This is a genomic window from Actinomycetospora chibensis (assembly GCF_028737215.1).
GTDB lineage: Bacteria > Actinomycetota > Actinomycetes > Mycobacteriales > Pseudonocardiaceae > Actinomycetospora > Actinomycetospora chibensis.
The window spans coordinates 70,748-91,220 of record NZ_JAQZAM010000006.1; the positions used below are offsets into that span (position 1 = coordinate 70,748).

The window sequence follows — 20,473 nt, forward strand, 5'->3', positions numbered from 1 at the left end:
CGAGTCTACTGACCGACGTCCCTCGTGACGGTCTCGTCGCGCCCCGGACCGACGCCGATCGCCGAGACCGGCGCCCCGGAGAGCTGCTCGATCCGCTCGACGTAGTCGCGCGCCTTGGCCGGCAGGTCGGCGAACGAGCGGCAGGACGAGATGTCCTCGAACCAGCCCGGCATCGTCTCGTACACCGGCACCGCGCTCGTGACGTCGGCCTGGGTCATCGGCATCTCGTCGACCCGCTGCCCGTGGACCTCGTAGCCCACGCAGATCGGCACGTTCTCCAGGCCCGAGAGCACGTCGAGCTTGGTGAGGAACAGGTCGGTGATCCCGTTGACGCGCACCGCGTACCGGGCGATCACGGCGTCGAACCAGCCACAGCGCCGGCTGCGCCCGGTGGTCACGCCGAACTCCCCGCCGGTCTTGCGCAGGTACTCGCCGTCGGCGTCGAAGAGCTCGGTCGGGAACGGGCCGGAGCCGACCCGGGTCGTGTAGGCCTTGAGGATCCCGATCACGCGGCCGATGCGCGTCGGCCCGATCCCGGAGCCCGCCGCGGCGCCGCCCGCCGTCGGGCTCGACGACGTCACGAACGGATAGGTCCCGTGGTCGACGTCGAGCAGCGTGCCCTGCGAGCCCTCGAGGAGCACGGTCTCGCCGCGCTCGAGGGCCTGGTGCAGCGCGAGCCGGGTGTCGGCGATGCGGTGGGCGAAGCCCTCGGCGTGCCCGAGCACGGTGTCGGCGACCTCGTCGACGTCCAGCGCGCGCCGGTTGTAGATCTTGACGAGGATCTGGTTCTTGAGCTCGAGCGCCGCCTCGACCTTCTCGCGCAGCAGCTTCTCGTCGAGCAGGTCCTGCATCCGCACGCCGACGCGCGCGACCTTGTCCTGGTAGGCCGGACCGATGCCGCGTCCCGTGGTGCCGATCCGGGACTTGCCCAGGAAGCGTTCGGTGACCTTATCGATGGCCACGTGGTACGGCATGATCACGTGCGCGTCGGCGGAGATCAGCAGCTTGCCGGTGTCGACGCCCTTGCCCTCGAGCTCCGCGAGCTCCTCGAGCAGCACGCCCGGGTCGACCACGACGCCGTTGCCGATCACGTTGGTGACACCCGGCGTCAGGATCCCCGAGGGGATGAGGTGCAGCGCGAAGTTCTTGCCGTCGGGGAGGACGACGGTGTGCCCCGCGTTGTTGCCCCCCTGGTAGCGCACGACCCACTGGACCTGCTCACCGAGGATGTCGGTGGCCTTGCCCTTGCCCTCGTCACCCCACTGGGCGCCGATGAGGACGATGGCCGGCATGTCACACTCCCTGGCGTCGACTCCGTTGGTCGCACGGGAGTGCGCGCCGCCCCGTGCAGCGAAAGGGTAGTCCACGCGTGTGCCGCGGCTCGTCCTCACGGGGTCCCTGGTGCGCGTGATGACCTGCGGGGACGTCGCCCGGGCCCGCTGGGCGCCCTGGCTGGCCGAGCACGACACCCCGCGACACGACCTCCCCGAGCTCCCGGCGCGCGCCGACGTCGACCCGGTGCTCGCCGACGTCCCGGCCGGCGGACGCCTCGCGGTGGTGGGTGACGACGCGGCCCTCGCCGCCGTCCTCGTGCGCCTGCTGCGTCGGGAGCGCCTGGACGTCGCCCTCGCCCTGCTCCCCGCGCCCGACTCGGCCGCGGCCGGCGTCTGGGGCGTCCCGACCGACCCCGCCGCCGCGGTGGCCCTGGCTCGCGACGGCGTCGCCCGCCCGTCGCCGCTGATCCGCGACGACCACGGCGGCCTCGTCGCCGGACGCCACACGACCGGACCGTTCCACGGGGAGGTCTACTGCGACGAGCACCTCGTCGCGCGCGGCGACACCGAGAGCCTGGTCGTCGTCCCGGACCCCGCGGGCGGCGTGACCGCGACCGTCACCGGCCCGCGTCGGCTCGCCGGGCTGCGCGCGGGGCACGTCACGGCACTCTCGGGCCGCGCCGTACAGCTCGGCTGCCGCCCGCCCGTGCCCGTGATCCGCGACGGCGTCCCCGGCGACCGGCCCGTGGCCCGGCGCAGCTGGTACCGCCACACGCAGGACTGGCTGCTGGTCAGTCCTCGGGGGGCGTCAGCGGGACGGTGACGACGAGGACCTCGTCGAGCCCCTCGGAGGCGTGCTCGACCCGCCGCCGCTCGGCGTCCACCGCCGCGGCCTCGCGGTCGAACGGGCCGAACGCGTCGGTCTCGCCGGTGACCGGGTCGGCCACCAGCACGACCCAGGCCACGGGGCTCTGTTCCGCGTACCCGGGCTCGGCCGGTCCCGGGCCGCCGCTGCGCGACACGTCGACCACGCCGCGAAACTACCCCCGGGCGCGCCGGAGCCTGCGGGGGACACGGCGCAGCGGGTGACCGGCGCGGACCCCCGACCCGGGGGTAGCCCACCGATCGATCGACCGGCCGGCTTCTCTGCGCGACCGGTCGACGACCGTCCGTGCACACTCATGCCGATCACGCATGGCTCCGGGGGGTCCGGGTACACAGCCTCCATGCTGGCGGTGGTCATCCTCGTACCGATTGCGATCATGGTTCTGGCCTGTGTGCTGGAGCGTTTCGAGGCCCGCGCCGTACCCACCGCCCGAGCCACCCGCACCTCGCGCACCGGCCTCCGCAGCCCGGCCGCCGCCCCCGCGGCGCCCCTGCAGCTGGTGCCCGGCACGGCCGGCGCCGAGCAGGACGTGCTGCCCGAGCCTCCGGCGACACCGGCGGCGCCCCTGCGCCAGGCTTCCTGACCCCTCCCGTTCAGATCACCCGTTCAGCCCTCGGGGGCACCCGGACGCATCCGCGCCACCGCCGCCACGGCGTCGTCGCGATCCATGCCGGTGGCCCCCAGCAGGTCCACGAGCATCGAGCGGAGCTGCGCCAGCACCACCTCCGCCGAGTAGCCCCCACCCTGCTCCGGCACGAGTGCGGCGGTGTCGAGAAGATCGCTGCGGGCGCCGTCGGTCGACTCGCCCGTGGTCAGCTCCTCGCGCAGCACCGCCACGGCCTCGGCGAGCCGTCGCATCACCAGCACGAGATCGGGATCGGGCTCCTCGCCGTCGAGCACCGAGGCGTGCCCTCGGCGCGCGAGCACCCGGGCGTTGCGCAGCGCCAGGTCCACCGGCCGGATCGCGGTGCGCAGGCGCGCCAGCTCCCCGCGGTGCCGGCGACGCAGCGGGGCGATGGCCGTGATCTCGAAGCCGGCGTCGACGGCGTCGACCAGCGTGTCGACGCGCTTCTGGGTGGCCCGCGCCCGCTCGAGGACGGCCGCGGCGGCGTCGCCGTCACCCGCGTCGAGGGCGTCGGCGGTGCCGGCGAGCACCGCCTCGAGCTCCTCGAGCAGCTCGGTCAGGCCGCGCCTCGCGCGCGTCAGGGGGTGTGACGGCAGTGTCGCCGCCATCGCGAGCCCGATGGCGGCGCCGACGAGCGTGTCGATCCAGCGGGAGAACGCCGCGGTGGTGCCGGGCGGCTGCAGCGTCGCCACCAGCACGGCCGACACCGCGGCCTGGTTGAGCAGCAGGGCACCGACGTCGAAGAGCAGGGCCGCCAGCAGCGCGAGCCCCACCACGACGCTGATCTGCCACCAGCCGGGGCCGATGAGCGCGACGATGAGGTCGCCGACGGCCACGCCGAGGCTGACCCCGACGGCGAGCTCCACCGAGCGCCGCAGCCGGTTGGTGACCCCGACCCCCAGGACGAGGACGCAGGCGATGGGCGCGAAGAACGGCACCGGGTGGCCGAACAGGTCCCGCGCGACGAGATAGGCGAGCCCGGCCGCGAGCGCGCACTGCAGCACCGGCAGCCCGGAGTCCCGCAGCCGCCGCACCCGCGTGCCGGCGACCCGGCGCAGACGGTCGACGGCGGATACGGCAGCCACGGCGCGACTCCGGGGGACCGTCAGGCCGCGAGGCCGAGCAGCTCGACCGCCGAGGGGTCGCAGTCGGCGACGAGCTGCACGCAGCGCTCGACCTCGTCGGTCTCGCCGATCGCCTTCGCGGCACGCGCCAGCGCGGCGACGGCGCGGAGGAAGCCCTGGTTGGGCTCGTGGTCCCACGGCACGGGTCCGAAGCCCTTCCAGCCGTTGCGGCGGAGCTGGTCGAGGCCGCGGTGGTAGCCGGTGCGGGCGAAGGCGTAGGCGGTGACGGGCTCGCCGGCCGCCTCGGCGCGCTCGGCGAGCGCCGCCCAGCCCGCGCTGTAGGTCGGGTGGTCGGCGACGACGGCCGCAGGGTCCTCGCCCGCCGCGAGGCGCGAGGCGGGTTCCGGGGACTCGGGGAGGTAGGTGGGTTGGGGTCCGAGCAGGTTGTGCCCGTGTGCCGCGCCGGGCCCGGTCGGGATGGTCATGGACCCATCATCCGCCCGGGCCCACCGCGGTCAGCGGCCCAGGGTCTGCCCGGTGGAGCGCAGGTTCTCGCAGGCGGTGACGACGCGCGCGCCCATGCCCTTCTCGGCTTCCTTGAGGTAGCTGCGCGGGTCGTAGACCTTCTTGTTGCCGACCTCGCCGTCGATCTTCAGGACGCCGTCGTAGTTCGAGAACATGTGCCCCGCGATCGGGCGGGTGAACGCGTACTGGGCATCGGTGTCGACGTTCATCTTGATGACGCCGTAGTCGAGCGCCTCGTGGATCTCCTCGAGCAGCGAGCCGGAGCCGCCGTGGAAGACCAGGTCGAACGGCTTCGAGCCCTCGGGGAGCCCGAGCTTGCGCGCCGCCACCTCCTGGCCCTCCTTGAGCACCGAGGGCTTGAGCTTCACGTTGCCGGGCTTGTAGACGCCGTGCACGTTGCCGAAGGTGGCCGCGAGCAGGTAGCGGCCCTTCTCGCCGCCACCGAGGGCGTCGACGGTGTGCTCGTAGTCGCCCGCGGCGGTGTAGAGCTTGTCGTTGATGTCGTTGGCGACGCCGTCCTCCTCGCCGCCGACGACGCCGATCTCCACCTCGAGAATGATCTTGGCCTTGGCCGCCTCGGCCAGCAGCTCCTGGGCGATCTCGAGGTTCTCGTGCAGCTCCACCGCCGAGCCGTCCCACATGTGGGACTGGAACAGGGGGTTCTGCCCGGCGTTCACGCGGTCCTGGCTGATCGCGATCAGCGGGCGGACGAAGCCGTCGAGCTTGTCCTTCGGGCAGTGGTCGGTGTGCAGCGCGACGTTGATCGAGTACTTCTCGGCAACGACGTGAGCGAACTCGGCCAGGGCGCTGGCGCCGGTGACCATGTCCTTCACCGACTGGCCGGAGCCGAACTCCGCGCCGCCCGTCGAGAACTGGATGATCCCGTCGCTCTCGGCCTCGGCGAAGCCGCGCAGCGCCGCGTTGATCGTCTCCGAGGACGTGCAGTTGATGGCCGGGAAGGCGAAGGCGTTCGCCTTCGCGCGGTCCAGCATCTCGTTGTAGACCTCGGGGGTCGCGATGGGCATCGTCGTGCCTCCCAGGAGCTTCTCGACGCGGTCGGTGCAGGGCGACCGACCGGCGGACTGGCGCGCAGTATGACGCAGTCCACCGCCCCGGCGCTGGGTCGCCGGGGTGTGACGCGGTCGTCGTCGGTGAGTGGGCCGGTGCGCGCCGGTAGGCGTCCTGGGCCAGGCGGGTGACGCGACGGCGGGTGATCCCCCGGACCTCGTCCCCACCGGAGGCACGGGTGGTGAAGGGCTATCGTCTCGAGACGTGGGCCACCCCGGGGAGAGTGCCGTCGAGCGCACGCTGGGCAGCCTGAGGGCGATCGACGCGGTCGCCCCGTCGGACGCCTCGGTGCCCCATCCGTCGGCACCACCCACGGCGCCGTACCGACCGGGCCCCCCGGCGCCGCACCCCGCAGGCGGGCCCGTCGCGACCCAGAACGAGCAGGCCCCGCGCACGCTCGAGGATCTGTACCGCGAGCACCGCATGCGGTTCGTCCGCCTGGCCGTGCTGCTCGTCGACGACCCCGCGACCGCCGAGGACGTGGTCCAGGAGGCGTTCACCGGCCTGCACCGGCACTGGAGCAGGCTGCGCGACGAGCACGCGGCGCTGGGGTACCTGCGCACGGCCGTCGTGAACGGCTCGCGCTCGGTGCTGCGCCGCCGGCGCACGGCCCGCGAGTACACCCCGCCCCACACGGCGGACGCGCGGTCGGCGGAATCCCTGGCGATGCTCTCCACGGAGCACCAGGCCGTCGTGTCCGCCCTGGGCAAGCTGCCGCGCCGCCAGCGCGAGGTGCTGGTGCTGCGCTACTACGGGGGCCTGTCCGAGGCCGAGATCGCCGAGGCCACCGGCATCAGCAAGGGCACCGTGAAGTCGACGGCGAGCCGCGGCCTGGAGGCCATCGGCAAGCTCGTGGGAGACGGCTAGCCCGACGGTGAGACCGATCGGGGCCTCTCGGGCGGGCCTGGGTCGCATCGGGGGGCGCGACTACCATCGGAGGGGATGGACGACGAGCGGCTGCTGTCGGAGGCCCTGCGCGCGCACGCCGCGGGCGGGGTCTCGTCCCCGGGCAGTGGCCCGGCCGCCCCGAACCCGGGTGCCCCCGCCCCGTCGGACACCGCGTCCGGCTCCTCCCGCCTGCGTGACCGTTTCCGCCCGCTCGGCCGCCGTCGCGGCGCCCCCGATGCCCCCGTTGCCCCCGACGCCGAGGACGTGACCGCTCTGTCCGCCCGCCCCTCCGCGACTCCCCCGTTCCCGGCCGCCACGCGGGGCGCACCCCCGCCCGGAGCCCGGCCCGGGCCTCCTGCGCCGACCGGGCCGGCCCCGACCGGGCCCGCGCGTCCCTGGCCGCAGACCGGACCCCGCCCGAACTCACGCCCGCCGGTCCCGCCCACCGGTCCGATGGGCCGTCCCGGCGTCCCTCAGCAGCGCCCTGCCCCGATCACGGGAGCCACGACCGTCACCCCGACCGGCGCCGGGCGCCCGGTCGCGGACCAGGGCGGCGCGACGGAGTGGACGCCCGCGCGGATCGCGTGGTGGTCGGCCGTCGCGCTGCTCGGCGGCGCCATCGCGGGCGCGCTCACGGCCGTCGGCACGCTCGCCCTGCCCGGCTGAGAGCCGACCCCTCCGACACGCCTCCGGGAGACCCCGAGACCCGCGACGAGGCGCGCCGCGTACCGTTTTGACACGTGTCGACCACTCTCGCCGCCGCGACGACCTCGGTGCAGGCCCTCGGACCGGAGTGGCTGGATCCGCAGTTCATCATCGAATGGCTGGGCCCCTGGGCCCTCGCGGGCGTGTGCCTGATCATCTTCGCCGAGTGCGGGCTGCTGGTCGGGTTCTTCCTCCCGGGCGACTCGTTGCTGTTCATCACCGGGCTCGCGGTGGTCACCGGCCTCATCGACACCCCGCTGTGGCTCGTCTGCGTCCTGCTCGTCGTCGCCGCGTTCCTCGGCAACGTCTGCGGCTACTACATCGGGCGCAAGGCCGGGCCGGCGATCTTCGACAAGCCGAACTCGCGGCTGTTCAAGCGGGAGAACGTCGACCGCACCCAGGCGTTCTTCGACAAGTACGGCAACCGCGCGATCGTGCTGGGCCGTTTCGTGCCCATCGTGCGCACGTTCATCACGGTCATGGCCGGCGTCGGACGGATGGACGCCAAGCGGTTCTTCACGTTCTCCGCGATCGGCGGCGTCGCGTGGGCGGCCGGGGTGACCCTGCTCGGGGCGGCGCTCGGCCAGATCCAGTTCGTGCGGGACAACATCGAGCTGATGCTGATCCTGGTCGTGCTCATCTCGGTGCTGCCGATCGCCTTCGAGGTGATCAAGGCCCGCCGGGAGAAGAAGCTCGGTGCCCAGGGCCTCGCCGAGGACGTCCTCGACGGCGCGAGCGAGGAGCCGACGCAGGTCATCGACACCCGGCGTGCCGACGGCTAGAGCTCCGCATGCGCGCGGATCCACGCGTGCATGGCGATCCCCGCCGCGACGCCGGCGTTGATCGAGCGCGTCGAGCCGAACTGGGCGATGGCCAGCACCTGGTCGGCGCCCGCCGCCGCCTCCGCGGTCAGGCCCACGCCCTCCTGACCGAACAGCAGCACGCAGCGCCGCGGCAGCACCGCGGTCTCCAACGGCGTCGCCCCCGGCCCGTTGTCGACGGCGACCACCGTGAGGTCGTCGGCCCGCGCCCAGGCGAGCAGCGCCGTGACGTCGGCGTGGTGGTGGACGTGCTGGTAGCGATCGGTGACCATCGCGCCGCGCCGGTTCCAGCGCCGCCGCCCGACGATGTGCACCGCGGCCGCGGCGAACGCGTTGGCCGTGCGCACGATCGTGCCGATGTTCGCGTCGTGGTGGAGGTTCTCGATCGCGACGTGGAACGGGTGACGGCGCCGGTCGAGGTCGGCGACCACGGCCTCGCGGCGCCAGTAGCGGTAGCGGTCGACGACGTTGCGCCGATCGCCCTCGGCGAGCAGCGCCGGGTCGTAGCGGGGGTCGTCGGGCCACGCGGCGGGCCCGCCCGGCCACGGTCCCACCCCCACCGGCTCGGGGCCCGTCCGCCACTCGGTGGGGCCGGGCTCGTCGGGAGTGGTCACAGCCCCAGGTCGGCCAGCCCGAGCAGCGATCGGCAGGCCAGGCCGCGGGCCTCGACGGCCTCGGTGGCGCCGGTGCCCCGGTCGACGACGGTGACGACCCCGACCACCTCGGCACCGGTCTCCACCAGCGCGTCGACGGCGGTGAGCACGCTGCCGCCGGTGGTCGAGGTGTCCTCGACGGCGAGCACGCGGCGGCCGGCGACGTCGGGCCCCTCGATGCGCCGCTGCATCCCGTGGGTCTTCGCCGCCGAGCGCACGACGCAGGCGTCCACGGGCGCACCCGGGGCGTGCATCACGGCGAGGGCGACCGGGTCGGCGCCCAGCGTGAGTCCCCCGGCGGCGTCGTAGGTCCAGTCGGCGGTCAGCTCGCGCACGAGGCGCCCGATCAGCGGGCCCGCCTCGTGGTGCAGCGTGGCCCGGCGGAGGTCGACGTAGTAGTCGGCCTCGCGGCCCGAGGACAGCGTGACCCGCCCGTGCACGACGGCGAGCTCGGTGACCAGCGCGGCGAGCCGCGCGCGGGCGTCGGGGTCGACCGCGGGGCTGGTCATCCGCGACCCGATGCCGATCGGGCGGCCAGGGCCCGCAGCAGCGCGCGCGGCATCACCCGCGTCACGCCGACGATCGTCTTGTACACCGCGCCCGGCACCGACACCGCCTTCCCGGCCTCGAGGTCCGCCATGCCCTCGGCGACGACCTCGTCCGCATCCATCCACAGCCACTCCGGGCCGGAGCGCTCCTGGCCCAGCCGGGCGTGGAACTCGGTGCGGGTGTAACCGGGGCACAGGGCCATCACCCGCACGCCGGTGTCGACCAGCGTCAGCGCGAGCGTGCGCGAGAGCGCCGTGACGTAGGACTTGCCGGCGCTGTACACCGAGCCGCGCCCGGGCAGGAACCCGGCGACGCTGGAGATGTTGACGATGTCCCCGCGCCCGCGGGCGACCATGCCGGGCAGGGCCGCGGCGGTCAGCTCGAGCACGGCGGCCATGTTGACCTCGTAGTTCGCCCGCAGTGCGGCCGGGTCGGTGTCGACGAACTCGCCGGCGGTGGCGAACCCCGCGTTGTTCACCAGCAGGTCGATCGGGCGCTCCGGGGCTGCCACGCGCTCGGCGACCCGGGCGCGGCCGGCGGCCGTCGCGAGGTCGGCGACGAGCACGTCGACCCGCACGGCCTGCGCGCGCAGCCGGTCGGCGACGTCCTCGAGACGGATGGCGTCGCGGGCGACGAGCACGAGGTCGTGGCCCGCCGACGCGAGGTGCTCGGCGTACGTGGCCCCGATGCCGGAGCTGCCCCCGGTGACCAGCGCCGTGCCGGCGGGCCGCGCGCCCCGGGGCCCGCGGCGGCCCCGCAGCGCCTGGGGCAGGGATCCGCGCCGCAGCCCGGCGGCCACCCGCACCGCAGGGAACGGCACGAGCCGGGAGACGCCCACCAGGGCCCGCGGGCCGACACCGGGCACGCAGAGCGCACGGCCGGCAGCGTGGTCGGCGAGCGCGGCGGCGGCCACCGCGTCCGCGTCGGGCGGGGCGACGTGCAGCGGCATCGCGCCGGCGAGCCGCCACCGCTCCTTCTCGACGTGCGGCGGGGTCGGGCACACCGTGGTCAGGGCGAGCCCGTCGCGCGAGAACGTGTGCGCCAGCGCCTCGGTCAGCATCCCGATGTAGGCCTGGGCGGCGCCGTCGAGCCCCGCGGGGCCGGGCACCGGCAGGTAGCCCGCCGGGCCGGTGACGGTGATCGCCCCACCGGGACCGGGGTGGCGGCGGGAGATCATCCCGGGCAGCGCGGCCCGCAGGAGCGCCAGCACGGCGCCGGCGCTGCGGTCGAGCGCGGCCCGGACCTCGGCGACGCCGGCCTCGGGCAGCGCGCGGGTGCTCGGCGGGGCGGGGCCGACGACGAGCAGATCGATCGGGCGGGTGCCGGTGAGGAGCCGGCGCACCACGAGGTCGAGGTCGAGCTCGTCGGCGAGGTCACCGGGCAGGACCTCGGGGCGCGGTCCGGACAGCTCGTCGGCGAGCGCCTCGAGGGCGGCGCGCTCCCCGCCCGCGAGCACGAGCTCGTCGCCCGCGGCGTGCAGGCGGCGGACGAAGGCGCGGCCCAGGTCCGTGTCCGCACCCGTCACGAGGGTGCGGCGCGGGGTCGCTCCGCTCACCGCCCCGAGGACGAGCTGCTGCGGGCGCCGGGCCCGAACTCGTCGTCCTCGATGTCGTAGGGGATGTCCGCCGGACGGTCGCGGTGGGTCGGGCGGGGCTGGGCCTCGGGACGGGGCTCGGGCTCGGCGTCCCCGGGGTCGGCGTCCACGGGGTCGGCGTCCCCGGGGTCGGCGTCGACGGGCCGGTCCTCACCCGACGCGTCGTAGGCCCCGAAGCCGCCCTCGGACCAGCCGTCGCCCCGGTCGGGATCCGCGCCGCCCGCCGCGTCCTCGAGCGCCACGGACACCTCGACGAGGGCCTGCAGCAGGTTCTGGACGCGGTCGGGGTCGGCGCCGGGCTCGATGGTGGCGAGCACCCAGGTGTCCTCGGCCCACAGCAACGGGACGTCCTCGCCGACGAGGTCGGCCGCGCGGGCGACGTCCGGCGTCACCAGCGGTCGCGCCTGCGCCACCGAGGTGACGAAGGCGTAGCGCTCGCCGACCTGGCCCAGCGAGTCGAGCCCCGCGTCGTCGGGCAGCGGCGCCGACGGGAGCCGCAGCTCGATCGCGACGGGCAGCGTCGCCACGCCGCGGACGGCCGCGACGATGCCGGTGACCTGACCGGCCTGCTCGTGGTCGAAGACGTGTGCGAGGCGGCGGCCGCCCGGCCCGGGCACCGCGCCGGTGGCGAGGTCGAGCGCGCGGCCGGGACCGCCCTGGTGCACGGCGCCGTAGCGCCAGCGACTCGGCAGGACGGGGTCGACGTCGACGAACTCCCAGCTCTTCGCCTCCGCCCACCGACGCCGGTCGCGTCGGTGCCCGCCGGTGCGGGAGCGGTCGGAGAGCAAGAGCAGCGCCCCGCCGCCCGCGGCCAACGCCGCGATGACGAACCAGACCCAGGCAGGCACGGCCTGAGCCTACGACGCCCCCGTCCCCCCATCGTGCAGCACGTCACCGGCGCGCCGGAGGAGATGTGAGCGATGTTCGGTCCTATAGCCCCGAACATCGCTCACGAGGCAGCCCCGAAACGGGTGGCGACGGATGGCTAGGGTCGATCGTCGTGAGTGCCACCCTGGTCGCGCGGGACCTCGCCGCCGCGCACGGCGCCCGGGTGCTGTTCACCGGCCTCGACCTCGTCGTCGCTCCCGGGGACGTGATCGGTCTCGTGGGCGTCAACGGCGCCGGGAAGTCGACCCTGCTGCGCCTGCTGGCCGGTCTGGCGGCGCCCGACCAGGGCTCGGTCGCCGTCTCGCCGGCGACGGCCAGCATCGGGCACCTGCCGCAGGAGACCGCCCGCGTGCCCGGCGAGACCGTGCGCGGGTTCGTCGGGCGTCGCACCGGGGTCACGGCCGCGACGGCCTCCCTGGAGTCCGCGACGACCGCGCTCTCCGAGGGCGTCCCGGGTGCCGACGAGGCCTACGCCGTGGCCCTCGAGCGCTGGCTCGACCTCGGCGGCGCCGACCTCGAGGAGCGCACCGAGGAGGTGGCCGACGACCTGGGCCTCGCCACCGAGCTGCTCGACGCGGAGATGACGTCCCTCTCGGGAGGCCAGGCCGCGCGGGCCAACCTCGCCTCGCTGCTGCTCGCACGCTTCGACGTCTTCCTGCTCGACGAGCCCACCAACGACCTCGACCTCGCGGGCCTCGACCGTCTCGAGCGCTGGGTGCGCGAGCTGCGGGCGGGCACCGTGCTCGTCAGCCACGACCGCGAGTTCCTCGCCCGCACCGTGACCTCGGTGCTGGAGCTCGACCTCGCCCAGCAGGAGGTCACGCTCTACGGCGGCGGCTACGAGGCGTACCTGACCGAGCGGGAGACGGCCCGGCGGCACGCGCGGGAGGCCTACGAGGAGTACGCGGAGAAGCGCGGCGCCCTGACCGCGCGGATGCAGACCCAGAAGCAGTGGGTGGAGAAGGGCGTGCGCAACGCCCGGAAGAAGGCCTCCGACCCGGACAAGCACGTCAAGCACTTCCGGGGCCAGACCTCGGAGAAGCAGGCCGCGAAGATCTCGCAGACGGAGCGGCGGATCGAGCGCATGGAGGTGGTCGAGGAGCCCCGCAAGGAGTGGGAGCTGCGGATGTCGATCGCGACGGCCCCGCGGTCGGGCACGGTCGTCGCCACCCTCGACGGGGCCGTCGTCCGTCGCGGGGAGTTCACCCTCGGCCCCGTCTCCCTCCAGCTCGACTACGCCGACCGCGTTGCGATCACCGGGGCCAACGGGTCCGGCAAGTCGACGCTGCTCGCCGTGCTGCTCGGGCGCCTCGCCCCGGACGAGGGCCGCGCCGCGCTCGGATCGGGGGTCGTCGTCGGCGAGGTCGACCAGGCGCGCGGCCTGCTCTCGGGCGGCACGTCGCTGCTCGACGTGTTCTCCCGCGAGCCCGAGCTCGACCGCTGGCCCACCGCGGAGATCCGCACTCTGCTCGCGAAGTTCGGCCTCGGCTCCGAGCACGTGCACCGCGGCGGGGACACGCTCTCGCCCGGCGAGCGCACCCGGGCCGCCCTCGCGCTCCTGCAGGCCCGCGGCGTGAACCTGCTCGTGCTCGACGAGCCGACCAACCACCTCGACCTCACCGCGATCGAACAGCTCGAGACCGCGCTCGCGTCCTTCGAGGGCACGCTGCTGCTGGTCTCGCACGACCGGCGCCTGCTCGCGGGCGTCGCCACCACCCGGGGCTGGCACCTCGACGCCGGGCGCGTCGTCGAGGTCGACCGGCGTGGATGAGAGCACTCTCATCCGGGCGTCACCCACGGCTCACCGACGCCCAGGAGGGTGGCCGCATGGCTCGATCGACGCTCGCTGCCACCCTGCTGCTCGCGGGCCTCGCCGCGGGCGCGACCGCCTGCGACACCGCGGGGGAGGTCCCGCCGCCCGCGCCCGTCTCGGTGCCGTCCGTCCCCGGCGGCGCGCCCGTGCCGGCGCCCGACCAGGACGACGACGGCTACGTGGCCCCGCCGCCCGCCGGGGGGCAGGAGGACGGGGATGACGGACCGGACGACGGGCCCGACGACGACGGCTGATCGTCAGCTCGCCCGGTTCCTGCGCGCCCGGGGCGCTCGCGTCCGGATCGTGGCCTGGGTGCTCCTGCTGGTGCTGGGGAGCCTCGCCCTCGTCATCGCCGTGACCTGGCGGCTGCAGATCGGCACGACCGACGCCCGCATGGACACCGCCCTGCGCACCGAGATCGAGGAGTTCACCGCGCTCACCGCCTCCGGACGCAGCCCGACGGACGGGGCTCCGTTCGCCTCCGTCGACCAGGTGCTCCAGACCGCGATCACCTACAACCTCGCGCGCCCGAACGAGAAGTTCCTCGGCTACCTCGACGGGGCCTTCCGCTACCAGAGCCGTCAGCAGAGCCCGGTGCTGCTCGCGAACGACCCGGAGTTCGCGCGTCTCGCCGGCACCGTGTCCGTGCCGGTGGAGGCCCGCTACGCCGGAGCCGCCGGCGAGGTCCGCTACATCGCCGTGCCGGTGACGCTCGCGGGCGACCCGGCGCGCGGGGTCATCGTCGTCGCCTACTTCGCCGACCAGGAGCGCTCGGCGACGAACGAGGCCGCCGCGCTCATGGTCGTCGTCGGCGCGGTGACGGCGCTGCTCGCCGCCGGCGCGGCGTGGCTGGTGGCGGGCCGGATCCTGCGCCCGGTGCGCGATGTCGCCGACACCGCGCGGGCGATCACCGAGACCGACCTCTCCGCCCGCATCACGACCGGAGCCGAGGGCCGCGACGAGCTCGGCGCCCTGGTGCGGGCGGTCAACGCGATGCTCGACCGCGTCGAGGACGGCGCGCGCGCCCAGCGCCGCTTCGTCGACGACGCCGGCCACGAGCTGCGCACCCCGATCACGATCGTGCGCGGGCACCTCGAGGTGCTCGACGTCGACGACCCCGCCGACGTCCGCGAGGCGGTCGCCCTGGTCGACGACGAGCTGGAGCGGATGAACCGCATCGTCACCGACCTGCTCGTGCTCGCGAAGGCCGAGCAGCCCGAGTTCGTCTCGCCGGCGCCGACCGACGTCACGGCCCTGCTCGAGGAGACGCTCCGCAAGGCGTCGGGGCTCGCCGACCGCGAGTGGGCCGCCCTGCGTCCCGCCGGACCGCTCGTCGTCGACCTCGACGCCCAGCGGGTGACGCAGGCGCTGCTCGTCCTGGCCGACAACGCCGCCCACCACACCGCGCCGGGCGACCGGATCGTGCTCGGCGCGGACGCGGACCGGTCGTCGCTGCGCCTGCGGGTCGCCGACACCGGCGCCGGGGTCGCCGCCGACGACCGCGAACGGATCTTCGCACGGTTCGCCCGCGGCAGCGTGGCGACGCGGCGCTCGGACGGCGCCGGCCTCGGTCTCGCCATCGCGGGCGCGATCGCCGCCGCGCACGGCGGCCGCGTCGAGCTCTCCGACGGCGTCGGCACGGGCCTGCCGGGCCAGACCGGCCCCGGCGCCACGTTCACCCTGGTCCTGCCCCTGCACCCCGGGACGGAGGTGCCGCCCCGATGAGCAGCATCCTCATCGCCGAGGACGAGCCGCGCATCGCCTCGTTCGTCGAGAAGGGCCTGCGCTCGGCCGGGTTCGTGACGGCCGTGGTCGCGGACGGGATCGCCGCCCGCGACCAGGCCCTCGGTGGGCACCACGACCTGCTCGTCCTCGACATCGGGCTGCCCGGCCTCGACGGCTTCGCGGTGCTCGCGGAGCTGCGGGCGTCGGGTTCGCGGATGCCGGTGATCGTGCTGACCGCGCGCGACAGCGTCGCCGACACCGTCGCCGGGCTCGAGGGCGGCGCCGACGACTACATGGCCAAGCCGTTCCGCTTCGAGGAGCTGCTGGCCCGCGTGCGCCGCCGGCTCGCCGACGCCGGCCCCGGCGAGGTGACGGTCCTGCGCCACGGGTCGCTGTCGCTCGACCTGCGCACGCGGCAGGCGACGGTGGACGGCGCGACCGTCGACCTGTCGGCCCGCGAGTTCGTCCTCGCCGAGACGTTCCTGCGCCATCCCGGCCAGGTCCTGTCCCGCGAGCAGCTGCTCTCGCGCGTCTGGGGCTACGACTTCGACCCGGGCTCCAACGTCGTCGACGTCTACGTGCGCTACCTGCGCCGCAAGCTGGGGACCGAGCGCATCACGACCGTGCGCGGGATGGGCTACCGGCTCGCCTGAGGCGGTTGCGGCGGGGCCCGGGGCCCGCAGCGAGGGACGCCCCGGCTGCGTCGCGGGCAGTCAGGGCGTCCCTCGCTCGTAGAGCTCAGTCGTCCGCGTCGTCGTCCGCGTCGTCGTCCCGGTCGTCGTCCCGGTCGTCGAGGTCGCGGATGCCGTCGTCATCGTCGTCGTCGTCGACGAGCGCGGGCTGGGGTGCCGGGACCGGGTCGCTTGCGGGCACGGCCGGCACCGACACCGACGCGGGGACGACCCCCGTGTCGTCGGCGGCGCAGCCGGTGAGCGCGAGCCCGGCGGCCGCGGTGGCGGTGGCGAGGACGAGGGCGAGGCGGGAGCGGGTCACGGGAACCTCCGGGGCGGGTGCTCGCCGGGGCGGATCGCCCGGCGAGGACCAGAGTCGGCGCCGCCCGTGAGGCCCTCGGGAGAGGTTCGTGAGGGCCTTCTCATCGGCACTCACCAGCGCGGACGGTCGATTGACGGCCCGGCCACACAGTGCTTGCATCGCTGCATTCATTGCAAGGGCGCAAGGACATGACGATGGACGAGCGGGACCGGCTCGCGACGAGCTTCGGGGACATGCGGCGCGCGATGATCCCCGCGTTCGCGCTGGACCTCCTCGCCACCGTCGACGACGGGGACGAGCTCTCGATGACCCAGCTCGCCACCCTCTACGTCCTCGACGCCGGCGAGCCGGTATCCCTGGGAGGGCTCGCCGAACGGATCGGGCGATCGGTCTCGGCCACCAGCCGCCTCGTCGACGCCCTGGTGCGCCGCGGTCTCGTCGCACGCCGGGAGCACCCGTCCGACCGTCGCGTCCGGCGGATCGCGCTCACCGACGACGGCGACGCCCTGCTCCGCCGCCTCGAGCGCACCCGCGCCGAGGCCCAGCTCGAGGTCATGAACCGCCTCGACCCCGCGGACCGGGCCCTGGTGGCCCGCGCGATGACCCTGCTCGGCGACTCCGCCCGGCAGGGACGAGAGAAGAGAGACCTGCCATGAGCGACGCACCGCTCGTCCTGCCCCTGGAGGACGTCGACCCGACAGATCCCGACACCCTCGGCCGCGTCGGCGGCAAGGCCGCCAACCTCGGGGCCCTCGTGCGCGCCGGCCTCGCCGTGCCGGCTGGTGTCTGCCTCACCACCGCTGCGTATCGGCGGGCGGTGGGCTCGGCGCTGGACGGCCTGCTCAGTGGGGTCCTCGGGGAGCCCGACGCCGGCGCGCTGGCCGAGAAGGCCCGCGCCGCGGTGCTCGCGGTGCCGATTCCCGACGAGGTCGCGGACGCGGTGCGGGCGACGTGCCCCGACGGACCGGTCGCGGTCCGCTCGTCGGCGACGGCCGAGGACCTGCCGGACGCGAGCTTCGCCGGTCAGCAGGACACATTCCTCAACGTTGTCGGCGACGACGCGGTGCTCGACGCGGTCCGGCGCTGCTGGGCCTCGCTCTGGACGGACCGGGCCGTCGCCTACCGCGGCGCCCACGACATCGACCACGCCGCGGTCGCGCTCGCCGTGGTGATCCAGTCGATGGTCGACGCGCGGTGGGCCGGCGTGCTGTTCACCGCGGATCCCGTGACGGGACGCCGCGGGCAGGCCGTGATCGACGCCGCGCCGGGGCTCGGCGAGTCGGTGGTCTCCGGCTCGGTCGATCCCGAGCACCTCGTCGTCGACCCGGCCGGCGAGATCGTCTCCCGGCGTGCGGGCGCGGGCGGGACCGTCGTGCGTGCCGTGGCCGGTGGGGGCACCGAGGCCGTGGCGCACCCGAGCGGTGCGGCTTCGCTGGACGACGCCGACGCGCGGACCCTCGCCCGCCTCGGCCGCCGGGTCGAGGCGCTGTTCGGCGCGCCGCAGGACATCGAGTGGGCGCTGGACGGCGAGGGCCGCGCGTGGTTGACCCAGTCGCGGCCGATCACGACGCTCTACCCGCTCGTGCCCGGGCGCCCGGGCCTGCGGCTCTTCCTCTCGGCGAACGTGGCTCAGGGCGTGTTCCGCCCGTTCACCCCCGCCGGGCTGTCGGCCGCCCGGCATCTCGCCTCCGGGGTCGCGGGCCTGCTCGGAGCACCGGTCGACGACCCCGAGCAGGGCCCGCCGATCCTGTCCGAGGCCGGCGAGCGCGTGTTCGTCGACCTCACCGACGTCCTGCGCAGCCGGGTCGGCCGCGCCGGGGCCGCCGGGGTGCTCGGGGTCATGGAGGCCCGGTCGGCCGAGGTGATCGCCACCCAGCTCGAGCGCCCGGAGCTCTCGGTCACCCGGCGCTCGCCGCTGCCGGCGCTGCGACGGGTCGCGCGCATCGCCGTCCGGTACCGCATCCCGCCCGCGGTGGTGGCGGCCTGGATCCGTCCCGCCCGGGCCCGGGAACGGGCGTTCGCCCTGGTCCGCACGGCCGGCGACGCCCTGCCCGGGCGGCCGGAGGCGGGCCGGGTGGAACGCGTCGAGCGGGCGCGCTGGATGCTCGCCGACCGCTTCGTCCGGGTGCCCCCGCGGACCGCCGCGGCCCCGGTGGCCGGCTTCCTCGCCCTCGGGCTGGCCGCCCGCCTGCTCCGTGGTCGCGCCCGCCCCGGCGAGCTCGGCACCGTGCTGCGCGGGCTGCCGCACAACGTCACCACGGAGATGGACCTCGCGCTCTGGGACCTCGCCGTCCGCCTACGCGACGACCCCGCCACCGTCGCCGCCCTCACCGCGACCCCGCCCGCCGAGCTCGCCGGGCAGCGCAGCACCTGGCCGCCGGCGCTCGCCACAAGTCTGGTCGCCTTCCTCGCCGCGCACGGCCGCCGCGCCGTCGCCGAGATCGACCTCGGCCTGCCGCGCTGGTCCGACGACCCCACCCACCTGCTCGGGGTGCTCGCCAACTACGTGCGCCTCGACGACGAGGGGCGTGCGCCGGACGTCGTGTTCGCCCGCAGCGCCGCGGAGGCCGAGGCGATGATCGAGGCGTTGGCCGCGCGCGCCGGCGGCCTGCGCGGACGGATCGTGGCCGCGGCCCTGCACCGGGCCCGCGACCTCGTCGGGCTGCGCGAGCTGCCGAAGTACTGGCTGGTCACGGTGCTCGCGGCCGCCCGGGACGAGCTCGCCGCGGTGGGCGCCGACCTCGCGTCCCGTGGCCGTCTGGAGACGGGGGACGACGTGTTCTTCCTGAGCCTGTCGGAGGCCCGGGAGGACCGGGACCGTCGCGAGCTGGTGCGCGAGCGGCGCGCGACCTACGAGCGCGAACTGCGGCGGCGGCACGTGCCGCGCATCGTGCTCTCGGACGGCACCGAGCCCGAGGCGCTCGGCACCACGGACGCCCCCGCCGACGGTGCGCTCACCGGCGTCCCGGCCTCGGCCGGCACCGTCACGGGCCGGGTCCGGGTGATCACCGATCCGCAGGGCGCCCGTCTCGAGCCCGGCGACGTGCTCGTGTGCCCGTCCACCGACCCCGGCTGGACTCCGCTCTTCCTCACCGCAGGCGGGCTCGTGATGGAGATGGGCGGCTCGAACTCCCACGGCGCGGTCGTCGCCCGGGAGTACGGCCTGCCCGCCGTCGTCGGCGTCCGCGACGCCGTGGCCCGCCTCACGGGCGTGGCGGAGGTGCGCGTCGACGGCACGAGCGGGCGTGTGGAGCCGCTGGCTCAGACCACCAGTCGGTAGAACCGGAAGATGTCGTTCTCCAGGTCGTCGAGCACCTCGACGCCGGAGAACCCGGCGGCGCGGGCGTACTCCTCGAGCGTGCTCCGGCGCATCACCGTGCCGGTGCCCACCGAGTCGTCGGTGGACAGACCGTCGGGCAGGCAGCACATCAGCGAGAAGCCGTAGAACAGGCGCTCGACCTCGTCGCCGTCGGGGGCGAAGGCCTCCGCCACCTTCTCGTCCATGATCAGGACGGTGCCGCCCGGCGCCACCGCCCGGCGCATCGCGGCGAGCACGGACACCGGGTCGGGCATGTCGTGGACGCACTCGAACGCGCACACGAGGTCGTAGACGCCGGCCTCGGCGCTCGCGACCTCCGCGTGGTGGACGCGGACCCGGTCGTCGACGCCCTCCGACTCGACGTGACGCCGCGCGGCGTCGACCGAGGCGGCGTCGACGTCGAAGCCGTCCACCCGGGCCGTCGGGTAGCCGCGAGCGATGCCGATGCTCGACCAGCCCTCACCGCAGCCGACGTCGGCCACCCGCCCGCCGGCCCGCAGCGCGGCGTCGACCTCGCCGAGCCGCGGCAGGTGGTCGCGGGCGAGGGCGTCCCGCAGGAGCGGGCGGTTCTGCTCCGCCTGGCCCTCGCGGGCGTCGTCGCCGAGGACCTCCCAGCTCACGCCGCCGCCCGTCCGGTAGGCCTCGAGGAGGTCGTCGATGTGGCGCAGCGACGCGACGAGGATCCGCGCGAACGGCGTCAGCACGGTCTCGCTGTCGAGGTCGGCGAGCACGGGGACGTGCGCGGCGGGCATCGCGAAGCGGCGATCGTCGGGCGCGGCGGCCGCGTCGTCGACGGTGAGCATCCCGCTCACCGCCTGGTACTCGAGCCACTCGCGGGCGTAGCGGGCGGCGGTCCCGGTGCGCGCGGCGAGCTCGGGCGCCGTGGCCGGGCCGTCCTGGGCGAGCGAGCGGAACCAGCCCAGCCGGTCGCCCACGTAGAGCGCGGTGGTCTGCTCCATGCCGAGGATCCAGCCGAAGACGGTCTCGGCGCACGCCTCGGTGGTGTGGGTGGGGGTGTCCTCTGTCGTGGTCATGGCGTCGACGGTGACGCATGGACCTGTCACGGCGCTGTCTCCGCGCTGG

The 20,473-nt window shown here is 75.2% G+C and carries 22 protein-coding genes; 11 read left to right on the forward strand and 11 right to left on the reverse strand.

Annotated features, from left to right (window positions below; translation table 11 throughout):
• Positions 1 to 5 precede the first annotated feature (5 nt).
• Positions 6 to 1,292, reverse strand: a complete 1,287-nt coding sequence (locus PH189_RS10790) for an adenylosuccinate synthase (RefSeq protein ID WP_274188786.1) — start codon at positions 1,290 to 1,292, stop codon at positions 6 to 8.
• A 79-nt stretch (positions 1,293 to 1,371) separates the two neighbouring features.
• Here PH189_RS10790 and PH189_RS10795 point away from each other — a divergent pair, with 79 nt between their 5' ends.
• A complete protein-coding gene (locus PH189_RS10795; protein ID WP_274188787.1) occupies positions 1,372 to 2,097 on the forward strand; it encodes a hypothetical protein in 726 nt (241 codons plus the stop codon).
• Here the strand turns inward: PH189_RS10795 and PH189_RS10800 are convergent.
• On the reverse strand, positions 2,066 to 2,305 hold the full coding sequence (locus PH189_RS10800) for a hypothetical protein (protein ID WP_274188788.1): 240 nt from the start codon (positions 2,303 to 2,305) through the stop codon (positions 2,066 to 2,068). The two genes, PH189_RS10795 and PH189_RS10800, sit on opposite strands and share 32 nt — an antisense overlap.
• Before the next feature lie 195 nt (positions 2,306 to 2,500).
• Between PH189_RS10800 and PH189_RS10805 the strand changes: the two genes are divergently transcribed.
• Positions 2,501 to 2,743 carry a hypothetical protein gene (locus tag PH189_RS10805; protein WP_274188789.1) on the forward strand — a complete coding sequence of 81 codons (243 nt, stop codon included), beginning with the start codon at positions 2,501 to 2,503 and terminating at the stop codon, positions 2,741 to 2,743.
• A gap of 23 nt (positions 2,744 to 2,766) precedes the next feature.
• Here PH189_RS10805 and PH189_RS10810 read toward each other — a convergent pair whose 3' ends face one another.
• The 3 genes from PH189_RS10810 to fbaA are packed head-to-tail and all read right to left on the reverse strand — an operon-like array spanning position 2,767 to position 5,399.
• The gene (locus PH189_RS10810) at positions 2,767 to 3,870 is read right to left on the reverse strand and encodes an FUSC family protein (protein ID WP_274188790.1); all 1,104 of its coding nucleotides are present in this window, start codon (positions 3,868 to 3,870) and stop codon (positions 2,767 to 2,769) included.
• Positions 3,871 to 3,890: 20 nt separating this feature from the next.
• On the reverse strand, positions 3,891 to 4,334 hold the full coding sequence (locus PH189_RS10815) for a DUF3151 domain-containing protein (protein WP_274188791.1): 444 nt from the start codon (positions 4,332 to 4,334) through the stop codon (positions 3,891 to 3,893).
• A gap of 30 nt (positions 4,335 to 4,364) precedes the next feature.
• Positions 4,365 to 5,399: a class II fructose-bisphosphate aldolase gene (gene fbaA / locus PH189_RS10820; RefSeq protein WP_274188792.1), complete on the reverse strand. Its 1,035-nt coding sequence runs from the start codon at positions 5,397 to 5,399 to the stop codon at positions 4,365 to 4,367.
• 247 nt (positions 5,400 to 5,646) lie between these two features.
• On the opposite strand from fbaA, the gene PH189_RS10825 reads away from it, so the two are divergent.
• The 3 genes from PH189_RS10825 to PH189_RS10835 all read left to right on the forward strand — a co-directional run bounded on the left by PH189_RS10825 (position 5,647) and on the right by PH189_RS10835 (position 7,817).
• Positions 5,647 to 6,309: a SigE family RNA polymerase sigma factor gene (locus PH189_RS10825; protein WP_274188793.1), complete on the forward strand. Its 663-nt coding sequence runs from the start codon at positions 5,647 to 5,649 to the stop codon at positions 6,307 to 6,309.
• 75 nt (positions 6,310 to 6,384) lie between these two features.
• Positions 6,385 to 6,996 (forward strand): hypothetical protein, encoded by a 612-nt coding sequence (locus tag PH189_RS10830; protein WP_274188794.1) that lies wholly within the window; start codon positions 6,385 to 6,387, stop codon positions 6,994 to 6,996.
• A 74-nt stretch (positions 6,997 to 7,070) separates the two neighbouring features.
• Positions 7,071 to 7,817 (forward strand): DedA family protein, encoded by a 747-nt coding sequence (locus tag PH189_RS10835; RefSeq protein ID WP_274188795.1) that lies wholly within the window; start codon positions 7,071 to 7,073, stop codon positions 7,815 to 7,817.
• On the opposite strand, the gene PH189_RS10840 is transcribed toward PH189_RS10835, so the two are convergent.
• The 4 genes from PH189_RS10840 to PH189_RS10860 are packed head-to-tail and all read right to left on the reverse strand — an operon-like array spanning position 7,814 to position 11,500.
• Positions 7,814 to 8,470, reverse strand: coding sequence for a TrmH family RNA methyltransferase (locus PH189_RS10840; protein WP_274188796.1), 657 nt, complete (start codon positions 8,468 to 8,470; stop codon positions 7,814 to 7,816). The two genes, PH189_RS10835 and PH189_RS10840, sit on opposite strands and share 4 nt — an antisense overlap.
• Positions 8,467 to 9,018, reverse strand: coding sequence for an orotate phosphoribosyltransferase (pyrE, locus tag PH189_RS10845; RefSeq protein ID WP_274188797.1), 552 nt, complete (start codon positions 9,016 to 9,018; stop codon positions 8,467 to 8,469). The genes PH189_RS10840 and pyrE overlap by 4 nt, the downstream gene beginning before the upstream one ends.
• Positions 9,015 to 10,613 (reverse strand): SDR family NAD(P)-dependent oxidoreductase, encoded by a 1,599-nt coding sequence (locus PH189_RS30305; RefSeq protein ID WP_337994147.1) that lies wholly within the window; start codon positions 10,611 to 10,613, stop codon positions 9,015 to 9,017. Before PH189_RS30305 ends, pyrE begins: the two co-directional genes overlap by 4 nt.
• Positions 10,610 to 11,500: a type III secretion system chaperone family protein gene (locus tag PH189_RS10860; protein ID WP_274188798.1), complete on the reverse strand. Its 891-nt coding sequence runs from the start codon at positions 11,498 to 11,500 to the stop codon at positions 10,610 to 10,612. Before PH189_RS10860 ends, PH189_RS30305 begins: the two co-directional genes overlap by 4 nt.
• Positions 11,501 to 11,652: 152 nt before the next feature.
• On the opposite strand from PH189_RS10860, the gene abc-f reads away from it, so the two are divergent.
• The 4 genes from abc-f to PH189_RS10880 are packed head-to-tail and all read left to right on the forward strand — an operon-like array spanning position 11,653 to position 15,731.
• Positions 11,653 to 13,311 carry a ribosomal protection-like ABC-F family protein gene (abc-f, locus tag PH189_RS10865; protein ID WP_274188799.1) on the forward strand — a complete coding sequence of 553 codons (1,659 nt, stop codon included), beginning with the start codon at positions 11,653 to 11,655 and terminating at the stop codon, positions 13,309 to 13,311.
• Positions 13,312 to 13,367: 56 nt separating this feature from the next.
• A complete protein-coding gene (locus tag PH189_RS10870) occupies positions 13,368 to 13,607 on the forward strand; it encodes a hypothetical protein (RefSeq protein WP_274188800.1) in 240 nt (79 codons plus the stop codon).
• The gene (locus PH189_RS10875) at positions 13,570 to 15,078 is read left to right on the forward strand and encodes a sensor histidine kinase (protein WP_274188801.1); all 1,509 of its coding nucleotides are present in this window, start codon (positions 13,570 to 13,572) and stop codon (positions 15,076 to 15,078) included. The genes PH189_RS10870 and PH189_RS10875 overlap by 38 nt, the downstream gene beginning before the upstream one ends.
• On the forward strand, positions 15,075 to 15,731 hold the full coding sequence (locus PH189_RS10880) for a response regulator transcription factor (protein WP_274188802.1): 657 nt from the start codon (positions 15,075 to 15,077) through the stop codon (positions 15,729 to 15,731). Before PH189_RS10875 ends, PH189_RS10880 begins: the two co-directional genes overlap by 4 nt.
• A gap of 85 nt (positions 15,732 to 15,816) precedes the next feature.
• On the opposite strand, the gene PH189_RS10885 is transcribed toward PH189_RS10880, so the two are convergent.
• A complete protein-coding gene (locus PH189_RS10885; RefSeq protein WP_274188803.1) occupies positions 15,817 to 16,071 on the reverse strand; it encodes a hypothetical protein in 255 nt (84 codons plus the stop codon).
• A 194-nt stretch (positions 16,072 to 16,265) separates the two neighbouring features.
• On the opposite strand from PH189_RS10885, the gene PH189_RS10890 reads away from it, so the two are divergent.
• Together PH189_RS10890 and PH189_RS10895 are read left to right on the forward strand one after the other, a co-directional pair.
• A complete protein-coding gene (locus PH189_RS10890; protein WP_274188804.1) occupies positions 16,266 to 16,727 on the forward strand; it encodes a MarR family winged helix-turn-helix transcriptional regulator in 462 nt (153 codons plus the stop codon).
• Entirely contained in the window at positions 16,724 to 19,351 is a 2,628-nt protein-coding gene (locus PH189_RS10895) for a PEP/pyruvate-binding domain-containing protein (RefSeq protein ID WP_274188805.1), read from the forward strand. Before PH189_RS10890 ends, PH189_RS10895 begins: the two co-directional genes overlap by 4 nt.
• Here PH189_RS10895 and PH189_RS10900 read toward each other — a convergent pair.
• Complete coding sequence (locus PH189_RS10900) at positions 19,333 to 20,424, reverse strand: class I SAM-dependent methyltransferase (RefSeq protein WP_274188806.1); 1,092 nt, start codon at positions 20,422 to 20,424, stop codon at positions 19,333 to 19,335. The genes PH189_RS10895 and PH189_RS10900 overlap by 19 nt on opposite strands.
• Positions 20,425 to 20,473: the final 49 nt, after the last annotated feature.